Below are 21,130 nucleotides of genomic sequence, written 5' to 3'. Positions count from 1 at the left end.
AAATGGCAAAAGAGAAATTTGAAAGAACCAAACCACACGTAAATGTGGGAACAATTGGTCACGTTGACCATGGAAAAACTACCTTAACTGCAGCCCTTACTAAGGTTATGGCTGAAATGAACGGCGGTGAATTTAAGGATTATGCAAATATTGATAATGCTCCTGAAGAAAGAGAGCGTGGTATCACGATTTCAACAGCGCACGTAGAATACGAGTCAGCGGCTCGTCACTACGCTCACGTTGATTGTCCGGGACACGCCGACTACGTTAAGAACATGATTACAGGTGCTGCGCAAATGGACGGCGCAATTATTGTAATCGCTGCAACTGATGGACCAATGGCTCAAACGCGTGAGCACATTCTATTGTCTCGTCAAGTTGGTGTTCCTTACATCGTTGTTTACATGAACAAAGCCGATATGGTTGATGATGAAGAATTAGTAGAGCTTGTTGAAATGGAAATCCGTGAACTCTTAACAGAGTACGAATTCCCAGGTGATGACACTCCAGTGATCTTTGGTTCAGCTTTGAAAGCATTAGAAGGCGATACATCAGATATTGGTGTCCCTTCAATTATGAAGTTAGTTGAAGCATTAGATACATACATCCCAACTCCAGAGCGTGATACAGATAAGACATTCCTAATGCCAATTGAGGACGTGTTCTCAATCTCAGGTCGTGGAACGGTTGTAACGGGTCGTATCGAGCGTGGTGTTGTTAATGTTGGTGATGAAATTGAAATCGTTGGTATTAAAGATACGCAGCTGACTACTTGTACAGGTGTTGAAATGTTTAGAAAATTGCTTGACTCAGGTGAAGCAGGTGATAACGTTGGTGTTCTTCTTCGCGGAACGAAGCGTGAAGACGTTGAGCGTGGTCAAGTACTTGCTAAGAAAGGTACGATTAACCCGCACACTAAGTTTGAAGCAGAGATTTATGTTTTAAGTAAAGAAGAAGGTGGACGTCATACTCCATTCTTTAACAATTATCGTCCACAGTTCTACTTCAGAACAACAGACGTTACTGGTGCATGCGAACTGCCAAAAGGCGTTGAAATGGTTATGCCAGGTGACAATGTGAAGATGACAATTGAGTTACTAGCTCCGATTGCAATGGAAGAAGGATTAAGATTTGCAATTAGAGAAGGTGGACGCACGGTAGGTGCTGGAGTCGTCTCGAAAATTACGAGCTGATTAGTTGAATAAGGGCCGTCGATATCTTGTATAATCGACGGTTTTTTCGTATCACAAGTTAGATAAGGTAAATAGGCAAATGAGCAATCAAAATATTAGAATTAAATTAAAGGCATTTGATCATCGATTAATCGACAAATCAGCCGTAGAGATTGTAGAAACAGCAAAACGAACTGGTGCTAGTGTAAGGGGTCCAATCCCTTTACCTACTAAGACAGAACGTTTTACTGTGTTGTCTTCTCCGCATGTAAACAAAGATGCTAGAGATCAGTACCAACTTAAAACTTATGTTAGGTTGATGGATGTAATTAGTCCAACAGACAAAACAGTAGACGCATTGATGAAATTAGATCTTGCTGCTGGTGTTGATGTGAAAATCCAACTTAACTAATAGAACAGAAAGGATTAATAAAATGGCAATTGCATTAGTAGGAAAAAAATTAGGAATGACGCGTTTGATGGCTAACGATGGTTCAGCATCTTCCGTTAGCGTCATTAAGATAGAGCCTAATCGAGTAGTGCAGAGCAAGTCTGTCGATACCGATGGTTACAATGCAATTCAAGTCACGACTGGCAAAAAGACTAATAAGAAGGGTGACGCAAAAATTCGTCGTGTTTCTAGCTCGTTAAAAGGTCATTATGCAAAAGCTTCTCAAGAAATTGGCCTTGGACTTTGGGAAATGAGAGTTAGTGAAAATGAAGTTTCTGATATGCCTAATCTTGATGTTTCATATTTTGGCGCTGGACATTACGTGAATGTAACAGGAAAGTCAAAAGGTAAAGGATTTCAAGGTGGCGTAAAGCGCCATAACTTTAGTATGCAAGATGCAACTCATGGAAACTCAGTTTCTCACCGTGCGATTGGTTCTACAGGACAATGTCAAGATCCAGGTCGCGTATTCAAAGGTAAAAAAATGGCTGGTCAAATGGGTAATGCTCAAGTGACAGAAGAATGTCTGGAGATACTTAGAGTTGATAGTGAGCGTAATTTGTTGTTAGTTAAAGGTGCCATTCCAGGTTCTAAAAATGGCTTTGTAAGAGTATTTTTGTCAGATAAAAAGAATAAAATTAATTCTGAGATAAGTAAGCAGCTATCTGAACAACAAGTGGCTCCAGTTGAAGAAGTTGAAGAAACGTTAGTTGAGGCATCAGTGGAAGCAGTAGTTGAAGCTCCTGTAGTTGAAGATGTTGCAACAGATATAGAACAAAATCAAGATAAAGAAACTGAAGCTTAATAAATAGTTATTTAAAGGTCTAGCGATGAAAGTAAAAGTATTAAATTTAAAAACGAACAAATCTACTTCTCAAGAAGTTTCAGATGATATTTTTGGTCGGAACTATAATGAATCATTAGTTCATCAAATAACAACTGCTTATATGGCAGGTGGAAGAAGTGGCACTAAAGCACAAAAAAATCGTGCTGCAGTCAGTGGTGGTGGTAAGAAGCCTTGGAAGCAGAAAGGTACAGGGCGTGCTAGAGCAGGTACTTCACGTGGACCTATTTGGAGAAGTGGTGGAGTAACTTTTGCTGCTCAGCCTCGTAACTATTCTCAAAAAGTTAATAAAAAAATGTACAAAGGTGCAATTAGCGTTATATTTTCAGAGCTACTTCGTAATGATCGCTTAAAGATAGTTTCAGATCTTGAAATTACTGAACCAAAAACAAAAAATGTTACGTCACTAATGAAATCCTTAAACCTTAAGGATGCTTTGTTAATGACAGATGAGCTAGATGAGAACTTGTACTTGTCTTCAAGGAATTTATACCATGTTGGTGTTTGCGATACTCAAAGTATAGACCCAGTAAGCTTAATTGGTTATGACAATGTAGTTATGACAAAAGCCGCATTAAAAAAAGTTGAGGCAATGTTATGAATAAAGAAAAAATATTAAGCGTCCTACTTGGGCCAATTGTTTCTGAAAAATCTACTTTAGCATCTGCTAATAACCAGTACGTCTTTAAGGTTAGGCCTGATAGTAATAAGAGAGAAGTGAAGGCTGCAGTTGAAGAGTTATTTGGAGTAACTGTTGAAGATGTTACTACTTCAAATGTAAAAGGCAAGAGAAAGATATACAAAGGTAAAGCTGGACAGCGTGTTAATTGGAAAAAAGCAGTCGTTAAAGTGTCTGAAGGTCAGATGATTGACGCAACTGCCTCATAGAGAATTTATTATGGCAATAGTTATAAAAAGAAAACCAACCTCACCTGGCAGAAGACATGTTGTCAGTGTAGTTGATAAAGATTTGCACAAAGGTAAGCCTTTTGCAGCTTTAACAGAAAGTAAGAATAGAATAAATGGTCGTAATAACCGTGGAAAAATTACTGTTAGGCATAGAGGTGGAGGCCATAAACAAAGATATCGTATTATTGACTTCAAGCGTAATAAGGATGATATTACTGCAACAGTTGAAAGAATTGAATACGATCCAAATAGAAGTGCAAATATTGCTCTTGTCTTGTATGCTGATGGTGAAAGACGTTACATTATTGCACCTAAGGGTGTTAATGCAGGTGATCAGGTTGTTTCTGGAAATTCAGTTGCAATACACAAAGGAAATACTTTACCTTTGAGTAATATACCACTTGGTAGTGTTATACATTGTGTTGAGCTTAAGCCACAAAAAGGAGCACAAATTGCACGAAGTGCTGGTACATCAGTCCAGCTAGTTGCCAAAGAAGGTAACTATGTAACTCTTAGACTTCGGTCTGGTGAAGTAAGAAAAGTTTTAGCTGAATGCCGTGCGACACTTGGTGAAGTTTCAAAGTCAGAGCATAGCTTAAGAAAATTAGGAAAAGCTGGAGCCACTCGTTGGAGAGGTGTTAGACCAACAGTTCGTGGTGTAGTAATGAATCCAGTTGATCACCCACATGGTGGTGGTGAAGGAAAAACTAGTGGTGGTAGACATCCAGTTTCTCCTTGGGGTACTCCTACTAAAGGATACAAAACACGTAGCAATAAACGTACTGATAAGCTTATCGTACGTCGAAGGAATTAAAGGGAAATTATGGCAAGATCACTTAGAAAAGGTCCATTTGTAGATGAGCATTTAATTAAGAAAGTATTGAAGGCTCAAGATAATAATGATAGAAAACCAATTAAGACTTGGTCGCGTCGATCAGTTATTGTTCCTGAAATGATTGGGCTGACAATAGCTATACATAATGGTCGTAATCATGTTCCAGTTTCAATAAATGAAAATATGATTGGTCATAAATTAGGCGAGTTTGCCGTAACAAGAACATTCAAGAGTCACTCCGGTGACCGTAAATCGTAAGCATAAGGTGACATAATGATAGAAGTTAAAGCAATTCATAAATACGCAAAAATCTCACCTTTTAAAGTTAGATTAATTGCTGATCAAATTCGCAATAAGCCGGTGGAAGAGGCTTTGAGTATTTTGACATTTAGCAATAAAAAAGCTGCGGTACTTGTAAAAAAAGTTCTAAGTTCGGCGATTTCTAATGCTGAGCATAATGATGGATTAGATGTAGATGAACTAAAGGTAAGTAGTATTTTCGTAAATGAAGGTTCTACAATGAAACGTATTCGCCCAAGAGCAAAAGGTAGAGCGAATCGTATTCTTAAACGATCAAGCCACATTAGTGTTGGCGTAAGCGAGTAAAAAATTATGGGTCAAAAAGTAAATCCAGTAGGCATAAGACTAGGAATTGTTAAAGATTGGCATTCAAAGTGGTACGCCAGTAGTAAAAATTATTCCGAATATTTGTTGTCTGACATTGCAGTAAGAGACTTCTTATTCAAAGAATTAACTACCGCATCTGTAAGTCGCATAAGTATTGAAAGATTGTCAAATACTGCTAAAGTTATTATTCATACAGCTAGACCTGGAATTGTAATTGGTAAAAAAGGTGCTGATATTGAGAAGTTGAAGAACTTGGTTTCAAAAATGATGGGCGTTCCTGTCCATATAAGTATTGAAGAAGTGAAGCAACCAGAATTAGATGCCCGTTTAGTTGCTGAAAATATTGCACAACAACTTGAAAAGCGAGTGATGTATAGACGCGCAGTTAAGAGAGTTTTAGGTAACGCTACAAGATTGGGCGCACTAGGAATTAAGATAATGGTAAGTGGTCGATTAAATGGAGCTGAAATAGCTCGATCTGAGTGGTATCGCGAAGGACGTGTTCCATTACATACATTTAGAGCTGACGTTGACTATAGCAGTTATAGGGCGAATACTCAGTATGGAGTTATTGGCATTAAAGTATGGATTTTCAAAGGTGAAATTCTAGATCATAATAAAGGCACTATTGAAGAAGTTTCAAAGCGTGGTGCTGGAAAACAAACAGTAAAGAAGTAAAGGAATTAAGAAATGTTGCAACCTAAACGTACAAAATTTAGAAAAATGATGAAAAACCGCAACCGCGGTTTAGCTGCTGGCCACAATGTAAGCTTTGGTGATATTGGCCTTCAAGCAACTGGAAGGTGTCGAATGACTGCTAGGCAAATTGAAGCAGCACGTCGTGCAATGACCAGACATGTTAAGCGCCAAGGAAAAATTTGGATTCGTGTATTTCCCGATAAACCAATTACTAAAAAACCCCTTGAAGTTCGTATGGGAAAAGGTAAAGGTAGTGTTGAATATTGGGTTGCGTTAATTAAACCTGGACAGATGTTATTTGAAATGCAGGGCGTAGATGAAGTCGTTGCTAGAGAAGCTTTTGAGCTTGCAGCTGCAAAGCTTCCTGTCAAAACAACAGTAATTAAACGGACAATAATGTAATGGATGTTAAAGAATTAAGAGATCAAGACGAGTCTCAGTTAAATGACCAGCTTATAACATTGCTTAAGGAGCACTTTGAATTGCGTATGCAGCAGAGCACTTCTCAGTTAAGTGATTTATCAAAGCTTAGTAAAACAAAGAAAGCAATTGCCCAAATTAAAACAATAATTAATGAGAAGAAGTCATGAGTGAAACTAATTCAGTAGAAAGAATATTAACAGGCAAGGTTGTTAGTAATAGCCGTGATAAAACAATTGCTGTTTTAGTTGAGCGCAAAGTGCGCCATCCAATTTATAAAAAATATATTAAACGTAGCACAAAAGTTCATGCACATGATGAGAAGAATGAATGTGGTCTTGGTGATGTAGTAAGAGTTTCTGAATCAAAGCCTTTCTCAAAAACAAAGAATTGGGCTTTGGTAGAAGTTGTTGAAAAATCTGTAAATATTGATTAACTAGTAGCATTTTAGAGAGAAGAATATGATTCAAATGCAAACAAGATTACATATAGCTGACAATAGTGGTGGGGTTAAGGCTATGTGTATTAAAGTTTTAGGCGGTTCAAAGCGCCGTTATGCCAATATTGGTGATGTTATTAAGGTTAGTATCAAAGAGGCATCTCCTCGAGGTAAAGTTAAGAAAGGTGATGTATATGATGCAGTAGTTGTTAGAACTGCTCAAGGTGTTCGCCGAAGTGATGGCTCTAGAATTCGCTTTGATAATAATGCTGTAGTGTTGCTGAATCCAAAATTAGAGCCAATTGGCACTCGTATTTTTGGACCTGTGACTCGTGAATTAAGAAACGCACAGTTTATGAAAATTGTTTCACTTGCACCAGAGGTTCTGTAATGATGAAAATTAAAAAAAATGATGAAGTGATAGTAATTGCAGGAAAGGATAAGGGCTCAATTGGATCTGTAAAAAATATCCTTGGAGTAAAAGTTATTGTAGAAGGTTTAAATCTAGCTAAGAAACATGTTCGTGCTAATCCTCAGGAAGGTATTCAGGGTGGTATTGAAGAAAAGGAAATGCCATTAAGTATTTCTAATGTTGCAATTTACAACCCAACTTCAAAAAAAGCAGATCGTATAGGTATTAGAACAGATGATAAAGGTGTGAAAGAAAGATTTTATAAATCGAGCGGCGAATCCGTACTTTGATATAACAAATAAATAGGTGACAAGTGTCTAGATTACAAGAACAATACAAAAATGAAATTCTTCCTAAATTAAAGGAAGAATTAGGTGTCACTAATACAATGTCAGTCCCTAAGATTGAAAAAATAACAATAAATATGGGATTAGGCAGTGCATTGGGAGATAAAAAAATACTAGAAAGTGCTCTTGAGGAGTTAGGACTAATTTCTTCACAAAAGCCAATGACTTGTTTAGCAAGAAAGTCAGTAGCAAGCTTTAAACTTAGAGAAGGAAATGCTATTGGGTGTAAAGTTACCTTGAGAAAAGAAAGAATGTATGAATTCTTAGACCGTTTAGTGAATGTTGCAATACCTCGTATTAGAGATTTTCGCGGACTTAATGATAAATCGTTTGATGGTCGAGGAAACTACAACATGGGTATTACTGAACAGATTGTGTTCCCAGAAATTGAATTTGATAAAGTAACAAAAGTGCGTGGTATGGATATTGCTATCACTACTAATGCAAAAAATGATGAAGATGCTAAGAAACTATTGGCGATGTTTAATTTTCCATTTAAAGGAGAAAATAATGGCTAAAAAGTCTATGATTCACAGAGATGTGAAGCGATCAAAATTGGTCGAAAAGTTTAAGGAGAGACGTCTTGAACTTAAAAAAATTATTAAGAGTATTCATACCTCTGATGAAGACCGTTTTCAGGCGGTGATTAAATTACAATCACTCCCAAGAGACGCTTCACCTGTACGTCAACGTAACCGATGTGGTCTTTCAGGTCGTCCTCATGGGTTTTATCGTAAATTTGGCTTGGCCAAATCCCAACTCAGAGAGCGCACTATGAATGGTGAAGTCCCTGGATTATCTAAAGCAAGCTGGTAGGAGTTTAATATGAGTATGTCTGACCCAATAGCTGATATGTTGACTAGAATTAGGAATGCACAAGCAGTTAATAAAGATCAAGTAAGTATCCCAGCTTCAAATTTGAAGTCGGCGATTGCCAGTGTTATGCAAGACGAAGGTTATATCACTTCTTTTGCTATTGAAGGCGATAAAGCTGCTAACAAAACGTTAGTAATAAAATTAAAATATTTTGATGACCAACCAGTTATTGAAACCTTAAACAGAATTTCTAAGCCTAGCTTAAGACATTATGCGAGCAAAGACGAGATGCCAAGAATTATGAATGGTTTAGGTATTGTCATTGTCTCAACACCAAAAGGTGTAATGACAGGTCAAGCTGCCAAAGCCCAAAATATTGGTGGTGAAGTCCTGTGCAGTGTTTCATAATATTGGAGATTAATAATGTCTAGAATTGCAAAAGCACCAATTACAATCCCTGAAGGCGTAAATATTACGCAAGCTGAAGGATTAATTTCGGTCAAAGGAAAACTTGGTGAAATGACAATGCATGTTAATTCAGCAGTCCTTGTTTCTAATAATGATAATATATTAACCTTTGAGCCAAATGAAGTTAGTAAGAAAGAACAAAAAAACGCATGGGCTCAGGCTGGAACAGTAAGAGCAAATACAGCAAATTTAATTAAGGGCGTTACCGAAGGCTGGGAGAAGAAGCTAACACTAATTGGAGTTGGTTATCGTGCTAAAGCGCAAGGTAAAGTATTAAACTTAACTTTGGGTTTTTCTCACCCAGTTAACTATAATTTGCCTGAAGGTATTTCTGTTGAAACTCCTTCGCAGACAGAGGTTATTGTTAAAGGTATTGATAAGCAGAAAGTTGGTCAAGCTGCAGCAGAAATTAGAGCATTTCGTCCTCCAGAGCCATATAAAGGTAAAGGCGTTCGTTATACAGATGAGCAGGTTGTTCGTAAAGCTGCTAAGAAAAAATAATTGATTAAGGTAGTTAAATGAAATTATCAAAAAAAGATGCTCGCTTAAGAAGAGCAACAAAATTTAGAGCTAAACATGCTGAAAGAGATGTAGAGCGTTTATGTGTCTTCAAATCTTCTCAGCATATATATGCTCAGATCATTAGTGGTTGTGGAACGAAAACGTTAGCTTCTGCATCAAGTATATCTTTGAAAATGAAGAATGGTGGAAATGTTGAAGCCGCTTCAAAGGTGGGAGATTTGATAGCAAAGGCTGCTAAAAAAGCTAAAGTTTCTAAGGTCGCATTTGATCGTTCAGGATTTAAGTATCACGGACGAGTAAAAGCCCTTGCTGAAGCGGCAAGAGAAGGCGGATTAGATTTTTAATTAAGTAAACTTAAGGTTTAAAGAATGGCTGATAATAAAAGAAATAATTATAAAGAAGAAAGTGAATTCATCGAAAAGCTGGTTAATATTCGACGCGTAGTTAAAGTTGTCAAAGGTGGTAGAATTTTTGGTTTCTCTGCTCTAGTAGTAGTTGGTGATGGAAATGGAAAAGTTGGATATGGAACTGGAAAAGCTCGTGAAGTTCCTTTAGCTATTCAAAAAGCAATGGATAAAGCTAAAAGAGCTATGAAGCCTGTCCCATTAGTAAATGGAACATTGCACTACCCTATTACATCATCTGTTGGAGCTGCTAAAGTATATATGCAGCCTGCCTCTGAAGGAACAGGCGTAATTGCTGGTGGACCCATGCGAAGTGTTTTAGAGGCAGTTGGAGTTCATAATATTTTGGCAAAGTGTAATGGTACTCGTAACCCAATTAGTGTTGTTAGAGCTACTGTTGAAGGCTTAACTCAAATGTCATCGCCACAAATAGTCGCTGCAAAGCGAGGTAAAACGGTTGAACAAATTACTGGAGAAGTGTGATGGCTGAGAAAAAAGTAGAAACAAAAGCAGCTCCTAAGAAGTCAACTCCTAAAAAAGTAGTTGCTAAGGTTGCAACTTCTAAAGTAGTTGAAACTAAAAAAGTACCTACTAAAAAAGCTGTGTCTACAAAGTCAACGGTAAGTGTGACATTAATTAAAAGTTTTTATGGCCGTCTTCCTAAGCATCGTGCGACAGTAACTGGTTTAGGATTAAAAAGAATTAACCATACGGTTATTCTTGAGGACACGCCAGAAGTAAGAGGCATGATTAATAAAGTGTCTTACTTATTAAAAGTAGAGGGTTAAATAATGAATTTAAATACTTTGAAGCCTGCAATAGGTGAAAAAACTAGCAGGAAGCGTGTCGGAAGAGGCATTGGTTCCGGAATGGGTAAGACAGCTGGAAGAGGACATAAAGGTCAAAAATCTCGATCTGGCGGATTTTCGAAGGTTGGTTTTGAAGGTGGTCAGATGCCACTTCAAAGAAGATTGCCTAAGGTTGGTTTCTCGTCAAGGGTTTCTATAATAACATCTCAGGTAACACTATCTCAGCTTGATAAGTTAACTGAAACTGATATCAATATTGATGTTCTTAAGAAACACAACCTAGTTACTAAAAATATATTAAGAGTCAAGGTTATGCTTTCAGGTGAAATCAATCGCGCTATTAACCTAGTTGGAATTAAGCCAACTAAGGGTGCTAAAGCAGCTATTGAGGCTGCTAAAGGAACCATAAGCGAGTAAGGATATGAGTGACGATCTATTAAAACGCATCCTATACTTAGTTGGTGCTTTAATCGTTTTCAGACTTGGAACGCATATTGTGATTCCATTTATATCACAGACTGCGTTAGCTTCACTTGTGGAAGATAACAGAACTGGTATTCTAGGAATGATGAATATGTTTTCAGGTGGAGCCTTAGAACGCTTATCAATCTTTACGCTTGGAATCATGCCTTACATTTCATCTTCAATTATTATGAACCTGATGACATCAGTTGTTCCGAAGTTTGAGCAACTTAAAAAAGAAGGTGATCGAGGAAGAAGAACAATTACTCAATATACTAGAATGGGTACAGTATTTTTAGCGGTATTTCAATCATATGGAGTGTCAATTGCACTTCAGTCTCAGTCAGGTGGAGGCGTAGCGTTAGTTACAAATCCTGGCCTAACCTTTAGTTTTGTAACAGTAGTTACTTTAACTACCGGTACTTTATTTTTGATGTGGCTTGGTGAACAGATTAGTGAGAAAGGAATTGGTAATGGAATTTCAATGATAATCTTTGCAGGTATTGTTGCAGGCTTGCCAGCTTCATTTGGTAATACTCTTAGTATGGTTGGTACGGGAGAGTTAAGTGTATTTGTTGTCGTACTTATGTTGGCAATGGTAGTTCTTGTAATGGCTTTTGTTGTTTTCATGGAAAGAGGCCAAAGACGAATTGCTGTTAATTATGCTAAAAGACAACAGGGAAGAAAAATGGTTGGTGGTCAGACATCCTATTTACCACTCAAGATTAATATGGCAGGTGTTATTCCGCCTATTTTTGCCTCAAGTATTATTTTATTTCCAGCAACTTTAGGTGGATGGTTTTCTCAATCTGAGGGAATGGGATGGTTAGCAGATATTACTTCAAGCATTTCACCAGGCCAGCCTCTCTACATAATTTTTTATGGTGCTGCCATTATCTTCTTTACCTTTTTCTATACAGCTCTTACTTTCAACGCGAAAGATACAGCAGATAATTTAAGGAAATCAGGTGGATTTATACCAGGTATTAGACCTGGACAGCATTCGGCAGACTATATAGACGCAGTAACTTCAAGACTAACAGCAGTAGGTGCTATTTACATAACAGCAGTATGCCTACTTCCAGAGTTTTTAATTTTGTATTGGAACGTTCCGTTCTACTTTGGTGGAACTAGTCTTTTAATTATCGTTGTTGTAGTAATGGATTTTATAGCACAAGCGCAGTCTCATATGATGTCCAATCAGTATGAAGGCTTAATGCGCAAAGCAAATTTAAAGTAAGGGTAAGTTATGAAAGTAAGAGCATCAGTTAAAAAAATTTGTAAAGATTGCAAAATTATTAAAAGACATGGAGTAATTCGTGTCATATGTAAAGAGCCTCGCCATAAGCAGAGACAAGGTTGATGACATTGACAGGCGTTCATTTACAAAGTAAAATTGCACGATTTTTCAACTATAAAATTTTGAATGGAATTATCCATTCAAAAATAAAATTTTTAGAGGCATAGGTAGATTATATGGCACGTATTGCAGGCATAAATATTCCAACAAATAAACATATTGTAATTGGTTTACAATCAATTTTTGGTATTGGAGAAACTAGATCAAAACTAATTTGTAAAACACTTAAATTAGAGCAAAGCACTAAGGTGTCTGCACTAACTGAAGATCAACTAGAAGCAATTCGTGGAGCTGTTTCTCAATTTGAAGTTGAAGGTGATTTGAGGCGTGATGTTGCAATGAACATAAAACGCCTAAGAGATTTAGGTTGCTACCGTGGTATACGTCACAGAAAGGGATTACCGTTACGTGGCCAAAGAACAAAAACAAACGCTAGAACTCGCAAGGGTCCGCGTCGTTTAATTAAATAATTAAGGCATAAGTTATTATGGCAAAAGAGCAAACAGCTAAGAAAAAATCTAAGAAGATCGTCTCTGACGGTATTGCACATATTCATGCAACTTTTAATAATACTATTGTGATGATTACAGATCGTCATGGGAACACTTTATGCTGGGCAACTTCAGGTGGTGCAGGATTTAGAGGCTCAAGAAAATCAACGCCTTTTGCAGCTCAAGTTGCAGCAGGTAATTGTGGTGAAAAGGCTCAAGCTTTTGGAATGAAAAATGTAGAGGTTCGAGTTAAAGGCCCAGGCCCAGGCCGTGATTCTGCAATTAGAGGCTTGAATGCACAAGGTTTAAAAATTCAATCAATAACAGATGTGACGCCTATACCTCATAATGGTTGTCGTCCTTCTAAGAAACGTAGAGTATAAGGATAAATTATGGCAAGATATACAGGTCCTACATGTAAATTAGCACGCCGTGAAGGTGTGGACTTAGAGCTTAAGAGTGGAATTAGATCTATCGATTCTAAATGTAAATTAACACAACTTCCTGGTGTTCACGGAGCAAATGCCCGTCGTCAAAAAGGAAGTGAGTATGGATTGCAGCTCCGTGAAAAGCAAAAAGTTAGACGTATTTATGGTGTATTAGAAAAGCAATTTAGTCTTTATTATAAAAAAGCTAGTGCAAAAAAAGGGCCAACTGGTGAAAATTTACTATCACTTCTTGAGTGTCGTCTTGATAATGTTGTCTATAGAATGGGTTTCGCTTCAACGCGTGCCGAAGCAAGACAATTAGTGTCTCATAAGTCAATTGTAGTAAATGGCAAGCTGGTTAATATACCTTCTTTTCAAGTAAGTGCAAATGATGAAATCTCTGTTCGAGAAAAAGCAAAAAAACAAAGCCGAATTCAACTAGCACTTGAAATTTCTGGTCAAAGTGGATTATCAGAGTGGTTGGATGTTGATAATAAAGCATTAAAAGGTGTTTTTAAAAATGTCCCTGCTCGCGATGAATTATCTTCAGATATTTCAGAGCAATTAATCGTTGAATTGTATTCTAAATAGGAATTAAATATGCAAGGAAGTGCAAGAGATTTTCTAAAACCAAAACTAGTAGATTCAGTTGAGTTGTCTAAAAACGAATATCGCGTTGTTCTAGAGCCTTTTGAAAGAGGTTTTGGACATACTTTAGGAAATTCAATTAGAAGAACGTTATTATCTTCTATGGTTGGTTCTGCGATCACAGAAGTAGCAATTGATGGTGTAATGCATGAATTTTCAACTATTGAAGGTGTTCAAGAAGACGTTCTAGATATACTTCTCAATCTTAAAGAAGCTTCTATTGGCCTAAATTCAAGTGATAGCGCTACAGTTATTATTGAAAAACAAGGTCCATGTGAGCTTACAGTTGCCGACATTGAAGCAAATGGTACAGATGTTTCTGTATTTAATCCTGAGAAAGTAATAGCTACAGTGAATGAAGGTGGAAAAATTAGAATGACTGTTGTTATTAATACTGGTATCGGTTATGACGTTGCTGTTGCTAGATCAGTTGATTCTGAGACAATTGGAAGCATTCAGTTAGATGCAAGTTTCTCTCCTATAAAAAGAGTAAGTTTTACTGTTGAATCTGCAAGAGTTGAACAAAAAGTTAATCTAGATAAACTAAATATTGTTATTGAAACTAATGGTTCAGTTAATGCTGAAGATGCTGTTAAGAGAGCTGCTACAATTCTTCAAGATCAATTATCTTCATTTGTTGAGTTAGAGCCAGTAATCGAAGAGGAGCCACAACCAACTTCAGATGACTTTCCTCCAATGTATTTATCAGCTGTCGATGAGCTTGAATTAACAGTTCGCTCTGCAAACTGTTTGAAAGCTGAACAAATCTATTATATTGGTGACTTGATTCAAAAATCAGAGCAAGACTTACTTAGAACTCCAAACTTGGGGCGTAAGTCACTTAATGAAATTAAAGAAGTTTTGACAGAGAAAAATCTAGAGCTTGGTACAGAAATTGAAAACTGGCCACCAGTTGACTTAATGAGTGAATAAGGATAAATAATGAGACACAGAAAGTCAGGTAGACAATTAAATAGAAATTCATCGCATAGAAAAGCCATGTTTAAGAATATGGCTAATTCATTAATTCTGCATGAAACAATTAAAACAACACTTCCTAAAGCGAAAGAATTAAGACGCGTTATCGAGCCTTTAATTACAAGAGCTAAGGCGGATAGCGTTGCTAATCGTCGTCATATTTTCTCTAAACTAAGAGATGATGCAATGGTTGCTAAGTTGTTTACGCAATTGGGCCCTTTTTATCAAGATCGTCCTGGTGGATATATACGTATTTTAAAAGCAGGTTTTCGTACAGGTGATAAAGCTCCAATGGCATTAGTTCAATTAGTTGATTTTGAAGGTCAAGAAGAGGTTATTATTGAGGCACCTAAAAAAGAAACTAAAGTTGCTGCACCTAAAAAAGAAACTAAAGCTGCTGCACCTAAAAAAGAAACTAAAGCTGCTGCACCTAAAAAAGAAACTAAAGCTGCTGCACCTAAAAAAGAAACTAAAGCTGCTGCACCTAAAAAAGAAACTAAAGCTAAAGCTACAAAAAAAGAATCATAAAGGAATTACCATATGCCAGCAATTAAAGTAAGAGAGAACGAACCATTTGATATTGCACTTCGTCGTTTCAGACGTCTTTGTGATAGAGCTGGTGTCATTACAGATGTTAGGAAAAAAGAGTATTTTGAGAAGCCAACGTGGGTTAATAAGCGTAAAAAAGCTGCTGCAGTTAAAAGAACTCATAAAGAAATGTCAAAAAATCGTATTCACCGTAAACGTATGTACTAATCACTATTTATAGTGCAAAAGTAAATCAAAATATGTCACAGCTAAAACAACTCATTACTAACGATATGAAGTTAGCAATGAAGGCTAAAGACAAAGAAGCCCTTAAAGCAATTCGTATGATTCTAGGGGCAATCAAACAAAAAGAAATAGATGAGCGCATCGAATTGACTGATGGACAGGCTTTGTCTGTTATTCAAAAAATGGTCAAGCAACGTAAAGATTCTATATCACAATTTTCAGACGCTGGAAGAACTGACTTGGTTGATATTGAAGAAGCAGAGCTTTTAATAATAAATAACTACATGCCAAAGCAGCTAAGTAAAGATGAGGTTGAGGCTGCAGTTATTAAAGCTATTTCTGAAACTGGAGCTGACTCTATGAAAGATATGGGTAAGCTAATGGGCGTTCTTAAAGGCCAGCTTGATGGTAAAGCAGATATGGGCGTTGTTTCCCAATTAATTAAAGCCAAACTAAGCTAGTTCTAGTTATACATACTGGTTACTATTTCTTCCATAACGACAAAGGTTGAGCTATGCTGAACATTTGGTAGCGATGAAATTTTTTCACCTAAGACCTTTCGATAACTCTCCATATTTTGCGTTCTGACTTTCAATAAGTAATCGAAATTTGATGCAATCATATGACATTGTTCTACTTCTGTTATATCTTTAATTGCTCTATTGAATGAATTTAGTGCGGCAGTTTTTGTATCATTCATCTTAATTTGAACAAATGCAATATGATTATTCTCAACTAACTCATGATCAATAATAGCCTTATAGCCTTTGATATATCCTGACGTCTCTAATTTTTTAATACGATTTAAACAAGGGGTTTTAGATAACCCAATTTGATTAGACAATGCAGTAACAGTCATTCGACCATCACTTTGAAGGAGCTTAAGAATCTTATGATCGAAACTATCAAGAGTAGGCATAATAACTATTTAATTTAAAATAATAGATATATTATAATTTAATTTTTAATATATAAGTCTAATTATATGTTTATTAAAAAATTATAGTTATTATGACTATTTAATATAAATTAAAATTGTTGTAAATTTAAAATATTTCTTATAAGATGCAGGATCAATACACTTCTAAAGTATTTGATATAGATTACACATCTTCTCGAAAAAAAATGAGAGATGCAAGAGTAATGTCAGAGGCAGAGGCCCTAGATCAACTTAAGCTATCTGAAACAACAGATGCATATCAAAGAGTAGATTTTCAGAAAAAAACTTCGAATCTTATCAAAGATTTAAGAGCTTCAAATCAACCAGACTTACTGTCATTGTTTATCTCTGAATATAATTTAACAAGTGATGAAGGGCTTTCATTAATGACTCTAGTTGAGGCTTTTCTTCGAGTTCCAGATAACAAAACAAGGGATAAATTATTTATTGATAAAGTTGCTAGAAAGGGATGGACCAGGCATATTGGTGGTAGTAAATCCTCTATGGTTAACATTGCAACTATTGCTCTTAGTATTGCAGATAGGATGATTGCACATGGAAGCAATAAAGAGATTAAAAATAGAATAAAAAAAGCGTTAGAGATTCTATCTAGGCCCGGTATACGGTTTAGTGCAAACAATGTGATGCAATTTTTTGCTAAGCAGTTTGTCTATGCTGAAAATATTAAAACTGCAATTAAATCAAGTAAGGCTAAAAATGGTCTGTATTCATTTGACATGCTTGGAGAAGCTGCTTGGACTATGGCAGATGCTGACAAGTATTTTTTATCTTACAAGAATGCATTAATAGAAATTGGAAAGCATAGGCAATCAAAAAATGTATTTGAGGCTGATGGAATATCGGTAAAACTTTCTGCACTTCATCCTAAATATGATTTTATGCACAGAGAGAGAGTTCTTTCTGAATTACTACCTCGGATAATTGAGCTCGTAAATATTGCTCAAAAATATAATATAGGAATTAATATTGACGCCGAAGAGGCTGAGCGCTTAGACCTCTCATTGGACGTTATTGATCGGGTTATGGATTCGATTTCAAATACCTCATGGCAAGGATTTGGAGTAGTAGTTCAGGCTTATCAAAAGCGTTCATCATATGTAATTGATTGGCTTCACCAAAGCTGCAAAAAATATGATTTAAAGATAATGGTAAGGCTAGTCAAAGGGGCATATTGGGATAGTGAAATTAAGAAAGCCCAAGTTATGGGAGAAGTTGATTATCCAGTTTTTACAAAAAAAATAAATACTGACTATTCATTCTTAGTATGCGCTCAAAAACTACTCTTGATGAGGAATTTTATCTACCCCCAATTTGCTAGTCATAATGCACATTCATTAGTCAGCGTTTGCGAAATTGCTGGAGATAATGTTGGATTTGAGGTACAAAGACTTCATGGTATGGGCGAGTCTCTTCATATCTATATAAAAAATAAATATAATGTCCTTTCAAGGGTATACGCGCCAATTGGTAGTCATAAGGAGTTGTTGGCTTATCTAATGAGGCGATTATTAGAGAATGGAGCTAATAGTTCCTTTATTAATCATTTATTTGATGAGAATATTAAGCCAGAAAGCTTAGCAGTAGATGTTTTTTCTGAAGTTGAAAAAGATACTAATAACTCTCATTCAAAAATCCCACTTCCAAAAGACATTTTTAAAAATATCCGGCAAAACTCATCAAGTATTATGCTGACTGAGCAGAATGAAGTTGATTTACTATTTCAATCTCAAGAGCCTTGGTTAAAGAAAAAGTGGCAAGCAAAATCAATGATTTCTGGGATAGCCCTAGAGGACTCTAATCAAGAAGAAGTAAAAAATCCATCTGATACTTCTGATATTTTGGGCAGTTTGCTATATGCAAATCAATCACAGTTAGATCGCTGCTTAATAACTGCACAAAATGCATTTAATTTAAATTCTCATGACCCAGACAGAATTCTTGAGAGTTTAAATAGAGCCGCTGAACTCTATGAAGAAAACCAATTTGAATTGATGGCCCTTGCAATGCGAGAGGCTGGAAAGACTTATCAAGATGCCATTGATGAGGTTAGAGAGGCGGTTGATTTTTTACGCTATTATTCCAACTTAGCACATAATATAATTCTTAATAAAAGACAAGCCATGGGAGTTTTTGTTTGTATTAGCCCGTGGAACTTTCCTTTGGCAATTTTTACAGGCCAGGTCGCTGCTGCGCTTGCTGCTGGAAATGTTGTAATTGCTAAGCCTGCTGAGAGTACCTCTTTAATAGCCTATAGAGCAAGTGAGTTATTAATTGAGGCCGGAATTCCTTTAGGAGTATTTCAGCTTTGCTTAGGAAAGGGTTCAGATGTTGGCTCTTACCTAACTAGCAGTTCAATAATTTCTGGTGTAGCCTTTACAGGCTCATCAGCTGTAGCAAAACAAATCAAACACAACCTAATTAAAAATGGAAATCCAGGGGCAAGAGTTATTGCTGAAACTGGCGGCCTAAATGCAATGGTAGTAGACTCAACCGCTTTATGCGAACAGGTAACAAGAGATGTCATTGATGGAGCATTTAAAAGTGCAGGGCAACGTTGTTCTGCACTTAGGGTACTAATGATTCAGGAAGAGTGCTTTGATGAAACCCTAAAGATGATTCAGGGCGCAATGATGGAGCTCCGTATTGGAAATCCTAAACACCTCTCCACCGATTGCGGTCCAGTTATAAATCGTGAAGCTCAAGTAAAACTTCAAAGCTATATTGAAAAATCTAGAAAAAGAAATCAAATAATTAAAGATATTCAATGTGATCTTAAGACTGGCTATTATGTAACTCCAACAATTATTAATCTTAAATCAATTGATGAAATTAATGAAGAGTTTTTTGGTCCAATCCTTCATGTTATTTCATACAAAAGTGATGAGTTGGAGTATATGATTGATCAATTAAATGCAAAAGGCTTTGGATTAACGTTTGGTATACATTCCAGAATTGACAAGCAAGTTGAGGAAATTACGTCCAGAGTTAATGCTGGGAATATCTATGTGAATCGAAATCAAATTGGTGCTGTTGTTGGATCTCAACCTTTTGGAGGTGAGGGCTTGTCGGGAACTGGCCCTAAAGCAGGAGGGCCAAGTTCACTTCATGGATACAGCCAGAGTATAGCCTCAACTAAGACAACCGATCATGAACTTAAACTTTATGGGAATGCACAAGTTAATAATTTGATTTTGCCGAGCATTCTAATAAATGAAGATTTGATAACTAAAATGAAAAACCAGTTTTCGTTCATTGAAAGTGATTTCTTTGACTTCCTGCATGATGAAATAGCTAAATACGCAACTAAGATTTTCTTGCCTGGGCCAACTGGTGAATCAAATAGTATTAGATATAAACCAAAAGGAACAGCATTATGCCTTGGTCCAACAGCTATTGATGCACTTAAGCAGACTTTACTAGCTCTTGTATTAGGAAATAGCGTTGTTAGTCTTATTAAAGAAGATGAATATAACTCTCTGATTACGCTTGGCTTTGGTAAAGAGAATATATTTAGATTGGTTAACGGGCCAAGCCTGAAGTTGATGAAAAGTGAATCGTATAAATTAATATTATTTTTTGGTAATTTGATGTCAGTGGAAAAGTTAATAGTTAATCAGCGCTCAGCGATTACCCCAGTTATGAGTTCTCTTTACGAAACATGGCAATTAGTTAATGAGCGTGTCATTACAGAAGATACAACGGCATCTGGCGGTAATGCCAATCTCTTAGCGCTTTAATCTTTATTAGTTGTTTTTAAATGTTGTTGGCGTTAATTTAGTCTGGCCAATAAACCAACGAATAAATGAAGAGGGATCTGAGTAGCCAAGTTGATATGAAATTACTTTAACCGAAAGACCTTTTTGAAGCATATTTTTGGCTTTTTTGAGCTTGAAGTTATTTAGAACTTTTCGAAACGTTGTGTTTTCTTTTGATAATTCATAGCGAAGCTGGATAGTGCTGACACCAAGCTGATCTGAAATTTCTTGAATATTGATATTACTATAATAATTTACATAATTATTCATCAGTACTTCAATATTTTCAACAAGATTAACCTTACTAACCTTTTTATCGATTTTTTCTTGCGCAATTGACTTTAAGTAATCAACAAGCTTCGTGTTTGAGAGAGTATTCTTTTTTAAATAATTTTTTTTGCTAATTACAATTGATGTTTCAGCACTTTGAGAGTTAATTGGGCAACTAAAAACTGATTTTTCTTTTATGGCTCCTCCAGAGGTATGAGTTTTTGTATTAATGCATTTAATTGGGAATCTTTTAGACCTAATAAAGGCAGCAAGTATTGAAAGGCATAGATTCTCATAAACAGATGAATGCTGAATCTTTGGGTTTGCAATAAATAGCACTTTAACTTCATTGAGATCTTCCCTAATTACAAAATTAATACCTTCTAATTCAATATTTATATAAGTTTGCAATAGCTTAAAGCCCTCTTTTAAGTGTCTAGAGTAAACAAACATTAACCCAAAGGCTTCAGCATAGTTAGGCCTTATTTGAGCTAATCGAGCATAATTTATTGAGATTAGCTCATCATTAAAAACTGATTCAGCCTCGATAAAAAAGTTTAAAAAAATATCAATTGGTAGTGATAAGTTTGGATTTAATAGCATATTTTTTGATAACCCAATCCCGTTACAAATTTCATTTACTTTTTCTGGGTAAATTTGTTGTAACCTTAGAATTGATCGCCAAACTGCACTATTTGTATTCATACTAATTCAACATAAAGTTAAGATAAAAATCACAATCCTTAGAAAATAAAGCGTTATAAAATGTTAATATTTTATTATATTATGATAACTTAGATTTAATTTTTATAACTATACTAGTTATTCA

33 protein-coding genes and 1 pseudogene are annotated in these 21,130 nt (G+C 36.0%); 32 read left to right on the top strand and 2 right to left on the bottom strand.

Translation table 11 applies throughout. From position 1 onward, the window contains the following. The first annotated feature begins 2 nt into the window (after positions 1-2). The 31 genes and pseudogenes from tuf to AC5YGD_RS07900 all read left to right on the top strand — a co-directional run bounded on the left by tuf (position 3) and on the right by AC5YGD_RS07900 (position 15,776). Positions 3-1,193 carry an elongation factor Tu gene (gene tuf, locus AC5YGD_RS08050; RefSeq protein WP_271537460.1) on the top strand — a complete coding sequence of 397 codons (1,191 nt, stop codon included), beginning with the start codon at positions 3-5 and terminating at the stop codon, positions 1,191-1,193. Positions 1,194-1,272: 79 nt separating this feature from the next. Next, positions 1,273-1,584: a 30S ribosomal protein S10 gene (gene rpsJ / locus AC5YGD_RS08045; RefSeq protein ID WP_271537458.1), complete on the top strand. Its 312-nt coding sequence runs from the start codon at positions 1,273-1,275 to the stop codon at positions 1,582-1,584. Between the two features lie 22 nt (positions 1,585-1,606). Further along, positions 1,607-2,428, top strand: a complete 822-nt coding sequence (gene rplC, locus AC5YGD_RS08040; protein ID WP_416686647.1) for a 50S ribosomal protein L3 — start codon at positions 1,607-1,609, stop codon at positions 2,426-2,428. A gap of 25 nt (positions 2,429-2,453) precedes the next feature. Further along, the gene (rplD, locus tag AC5YGD_RS08035; RefSeq protein ID WP_271537455.1) at positions 2,454-3,068 is read left to right on the top strand and encodes a 50S ribosomal protein L4; all 615 of its coding nucleotides are present in this window, start codon (positions 2,454-2,456) and stop codon (positions 3,066-3,068) included. Further along, entirely contained in the window at positions 3,065-3,355 is a 291-nt protein-coding gene (gene rplW, locus AC5YGD_RS08030) for a 50S ribosomal protein L23 (RefSeq protein WP_271537453.1), read from the top strand. Before rplD ends, rplW begins: the two co-directional genes overlap by 4 nt. Positions 3,356-3,365: 10 nt before the next feature. Then, a complete protein-coding gene (gene rplB, locus AC5YGD_RS08025) occupies positions 3,366-4,190 on the top strand; it encodes a 50S ribosomal protein L2 (protein WP_496141385.1) in 825 nt (274 codons plus the stop codon). Positions 4,191-4,199: 9 nt separating this feature from the next. Then, a complete protein-coding gene (rpsS, locus tag AC5YGD_RS08020; RefSeq protein WP_271537450.1) occupies positions 4,200-4,469 on the top strand; it encodes a 30S ribosomal protein S19 in 270 nt (89 codons plus the stop codon). A gap of 18 nt (positions 4,470-4,487) precedes the next feature. After that, positions 4,488-4,817, top strand: a complete 330-nt coding sequence (rplV, locus tag AC5YGD_RS08015; RefSeq protein WP_271537475.1) for a 50S ribosomal protein L22 — start codon at positions 4,488-4,490, stop codon at positions 4,815-4,817. 6 nt (positions 4,818-4,823) lie between these two features. Next, on the top strand, positions 4,824-5,516 hold the full coding sequence (rpsC, locus tag AC5YGD_RS08010; RefSeq protein ID WP_271537448.1) for a 30S ribosomal protein S3: 693 nt from the start codon (positions 4,824-4,826) through the stop codon (positions 5,514-5,516). A 12-nt stretch (positions 5,517-5,528) separates the two neighbouring features. After that, entirely contained in the window at positions 5,529-5,939 is a 411-nt protein-coding gene (gene rplP, locus AC5YGD_RS08005) for a 50S ribosomal protein L16 (protein WP_271537445.1), read from the top strand. Continuing rightward, positions 5,939-6,127, top strand: coding sequence for a 50S ribosomal protein L29 (gene rpmC / locus AC5YGD_RS08000; RefSeq protein ID WP_271537444.1), 189 nt, complete (start codon positions 5,939-5,941; stop codon positions 6,125-6,127). Before rplP ends, rpmC begins: the two co-directional genes overlap by 1 nt. After that, on the top strand, positions 6,124-6,393 hold the full coding sequence (rpsQ, locus tag AC5YGD_RS07995) for a 30S ribosomal protein S17 (protein ID WP_271537443.1): 270 nt from the start codon (positions 6,124-6,126) through the stop codon (positions 6,391-6,393). The genes rpmC and rpsQ overlap by 4 nt, the downstream gene beginning before the upstream one ends. Positions 6,394-6,418: 25 nt before the next feature. Further along, a complete protein-coding gene (gene rplN / locus AC5YGD_RS07990; RefSeq protein WP_271537442.1) occupies positions 6,419-6,787 on the top strand; it encodes a 50S ribosomal protein L14 in 369 nt (122 codons plus the stop codon). Further along, the gene (gene rplX, locus AC5YGD_RS07985) at positions 6,787-7,098 is read left to right on the top strand and encodes a 50S ribosomal protein L24 (protein ID WP_271537441.1); all 312 of its coding nucleotides are present in this window, start codon (positions 6,787-6,789) and stop codon (positions 7,096-7,098) included. The genes rplN and rplX overlap by 1 nt, the downstream gene beginning before the upstream one ends. A 23-nt stretch (positions 7,099-7,121) precedes the next feature. Continuing rightward, complete coding sequence (gene rplE / locus AC5YGD_RS07980; protein WP_271537440.1) at positions 7,122-7,673, top strand: 50S ribosomal protein L5; 552 nt, start codon at positions 7,122-7,124, stop codon at positions 7,671-7,673. Further along, positions 7,666-7,971 (top strand): 30S ribosomal protein S14, encoded by a 306-nt coding sequence (gene rpsN / locus AC5YGD_RS07975; protein WP_271537438.1) that lies wholly within the window; start codon positions 7,666-7,668, stop codon positions 7,969-7,971. The genes rplE and rpsN overlap by 8 nt, the downstream gene beginning before the upstream one ends. 9 nt (positions 7,972-7,980) lie before the next feature. Further along, positions 7,981-8,379 carry a 30S ribosomal protein S8 gene (gene rpsH / locus AC5YGD_RS07970; RefSeq protein WP_271537436.1) on the top strand — a complete coding sequence of 133 codons (399 nt, stop codon included), beginning with the start codon at positions 7,981-7,983 and terminating at the stop codon, positions 8,377-8,379. Positions 8,380-8,394: 15 nt separating this feature from the next. After that, entirely contained in the window at positions 8,395-8,940 is a 546-nt protein-coding gene (gene rplF, locus AC5YGD_RS07965; RefSeq protein WP_496141384.1) for a 50S ribosomal protein L6, read from the top strand. 17 nt (positions 8,941-8,957) lie between these two features. Further along, complete coding sequence (gene rplR, locus AC5YGD_RS07960) at positions 8,958-9,305, top strand: 50S ribosomal protein L18 (protein WP_271537433.1); 348 nt, start codon at positions 8,958-8,960, stop codon at positions 9,303-9,305. A 24-nt stretch (positions 9,306-9,329) separates the two neighbouring features. Further along, positions 9,330-9,848 carry a 30S ribosomal protein S5 gene (rpsE, locus tag AC5YGD_RS07955; RefSeq protein WP_271537431.1) on the top strand — a complete coding sequence of 173 codons (519 nt, stop codon included), beginning with the start codon at positions 9,330-9,332 and terminating at the stop codon, positions 9,846-9,848. Next, positions 9,848-10,153: a 50S ribosomal protein L30 gene (rpmD, locus tag AC5YGD_RS07950; protein ID WP_416686638.1), complete on the top strand. Its 306-nt coding sequence runs from the start codon at positions 9,848-9,850 to the stop codon at positions 10,151-10,153. The genes rpsE and rpmD overlap by 1 nt, the downstream gene beginning before the upstream one ends. A 3-nt stretch (positions 10,154-10,156) precedes the next feature. Beyond that, positions 10,157-10,591, top strand: a complete 435-nt coding sequence (rplO, locus tag AC5YGD_RS07945) for a 50S ribosomal protein L15 (protein ID WP_271537427.1) — start codon at positions 10,157-10,159, stop codon at positions 10,589-10,591. Positions 10,592-10,595: 4 nt separating this feature from the next. Continuing rightward, the gene (gene secY, locus AC5YGD_RS07940; RefSeq protein WP_271537425.1) at positions 10,596-11,876 is read left to right on the top strand and encodes a preprotein translocase subunit SecY; all 1,281 of its coding nucleotides are present in this window, start codon (positions 10,596-10,598) and stop codon (positions 11,874-11,876) included. 9 nt (positions 11,877-11,885) lie between these two features. After that, positions 11,886-11,999 carry a 50S ribosomal protein L36 gene (gene rpmJ / locus AC5YGD_RS07935; protein WP_020026342.1) on the top strand — a complete coding sequence of 38 codons (114 nt, stop codon included), beginning with the start codon at positions 11,886-11,888 and terminating at the stop codon, positions 11,997-11,999. A gap of 113 nt (positions 12,000-12,112) precedes the next feature. Beyond that, on the top strand, positions 12,113-12,466 hold the full coding sequence (gene rpsM / locus AC5YGD_RS07930) for a 30S ribosomal protein S13 (protein WP_271537422.1): 354 nt from the start codon (positions 12,113-12,115) through the stop codon (positions 12,464-12,466). A 17-nt stretch (positions 12,467-12,483) separates the two neighbouring features. Continuing rightward, the gene (gene rpsK, locus AC5YGD_RS07925; protein ID WP_271537421.1) at positions 12,484-12,870 is read left to right on the top strand and encodes a 30S ribosomal protein S11; all 387 of its coding nucleotides are present in this window, start codon (positions 12,484-12,486) and stop codon (positions 12,868-12,870) included. Between the two features lie 9 nt (positions 12,871-12,879). Continuing rightward, positions 12,880-13,506, top strand: a complete 627-nt coding sequence (gene rpsD, locus AC5YGD_RS07920; RefSeq protein WP_271537420.1) for a 30S ribosomal protein S4 — start codon at positions 12,880-12,882, stop codon at positions 13,504-13,506. Positions 13,507-13,515: 9 nt separating this feature from the next. Then, positions 13,516-14,496 (top strand): DNA-directed RNA polymerase subunit alpha, encoded by a 981-nt coding sequence (locus AC5YGD_RS07915; RefSeq protein ID WP_271537418.1) that lies wholly within the window; start codon positions 13,516-13,518, stop codon positions 14,494-14,496. A gap of 9 nt (positions 14,497-14,505) precedes the next feature. Then, positions 14,506-14,886, top strand: a pseudogene (gene rplQ, locus AC5YGD_RS07910) (50S ribosomal protein L17); the annotation flags it as partial. 195 nt (positions 14,887-15,081) lie between these two features. Next, positions 15,082-15,297 (top strand): 30S ribosomal protein S21, encoded by a 216-nt coding sequence (gene rpsU, locus AC5YGD_RS07905; RefSeq protein WP_416651608.1) that lies wholly within the window; start codon positions 15,082-15,084, stop codon positions 15,295-15,297. Between the two features lie 32 nt (positions 15,298-15,329). Continuing rightward, positions 15,330-15,776, top strand: coding sequence for a GatB/YqeY domain-containing protein (locus AC5YGD_RS07900; protein ID WP_416686634.1), 447 nt, complete (start codon positions 15,330-15,332; stop codon positions 15,774-15,776). 2 nt (positions 15,777-15,778) lie between these two features. Here AC5YGD_RS07900 and AC5YGD_RS07895 read toward each other — a convergent pair whose 3' ends face one another. Continuing rightward, on the bottom strand, positions 15,779-16,234 hold the full coding sequence (locus tag AC5YGD_RS07895) for an Lrp/AsnC ligand binding domain-containing protein (RefSeq protein ID WP_496141383.1): 456 nt from the start codon (positions 16,232-16,234) through the stop codon (positions 15,779-15,781). 146 nt (positions 16,235-16,380) lie between these two features. Here AC5YGD_RS07895 and putA point away from each other — a divergent pair, with 146 nt between their 5' ends. After that, positions 16,381-20,013, top strand: a complete 3,633-nt coding sequence (putA, locus tag AC5YGD_RS07890; RefSeq protein ID WP_496141382.1) for a bifunctional proline dehydrogenase/L-glutamate gamma-semialdehyde dehydrogenase PutA — start codon at positions 16,381-16,383, stop codon at positions 20,011-20,013. A 6-nt stretch (positions 20,014-20,019) separates the two neighbouring features. Here putA and AC5YGD_RS07885 read toward each other — a convergent pair whose 3' ends face one another. Then, positions 20,020-21,006, bottom strand: a complete 987-nt coding sequence (locus AC5YGD_RS07885) for a helix-turn-helix domain-containing protein (RefSeq protein WP_496141381.1) — start codon at positions 21,004-21,006, stop codon at positions 20,020-20,022. Between the last annotated feature and the right edge of the window lie 124 nt (positions 21,007-21,130).

The organism is Candidatus Pseudothioglobus sp. uisw_070 (genome assembly GCF_059512545.2).
This window is presented reverse-complemented; position numbering and strand designations above follow the sequence as displayed.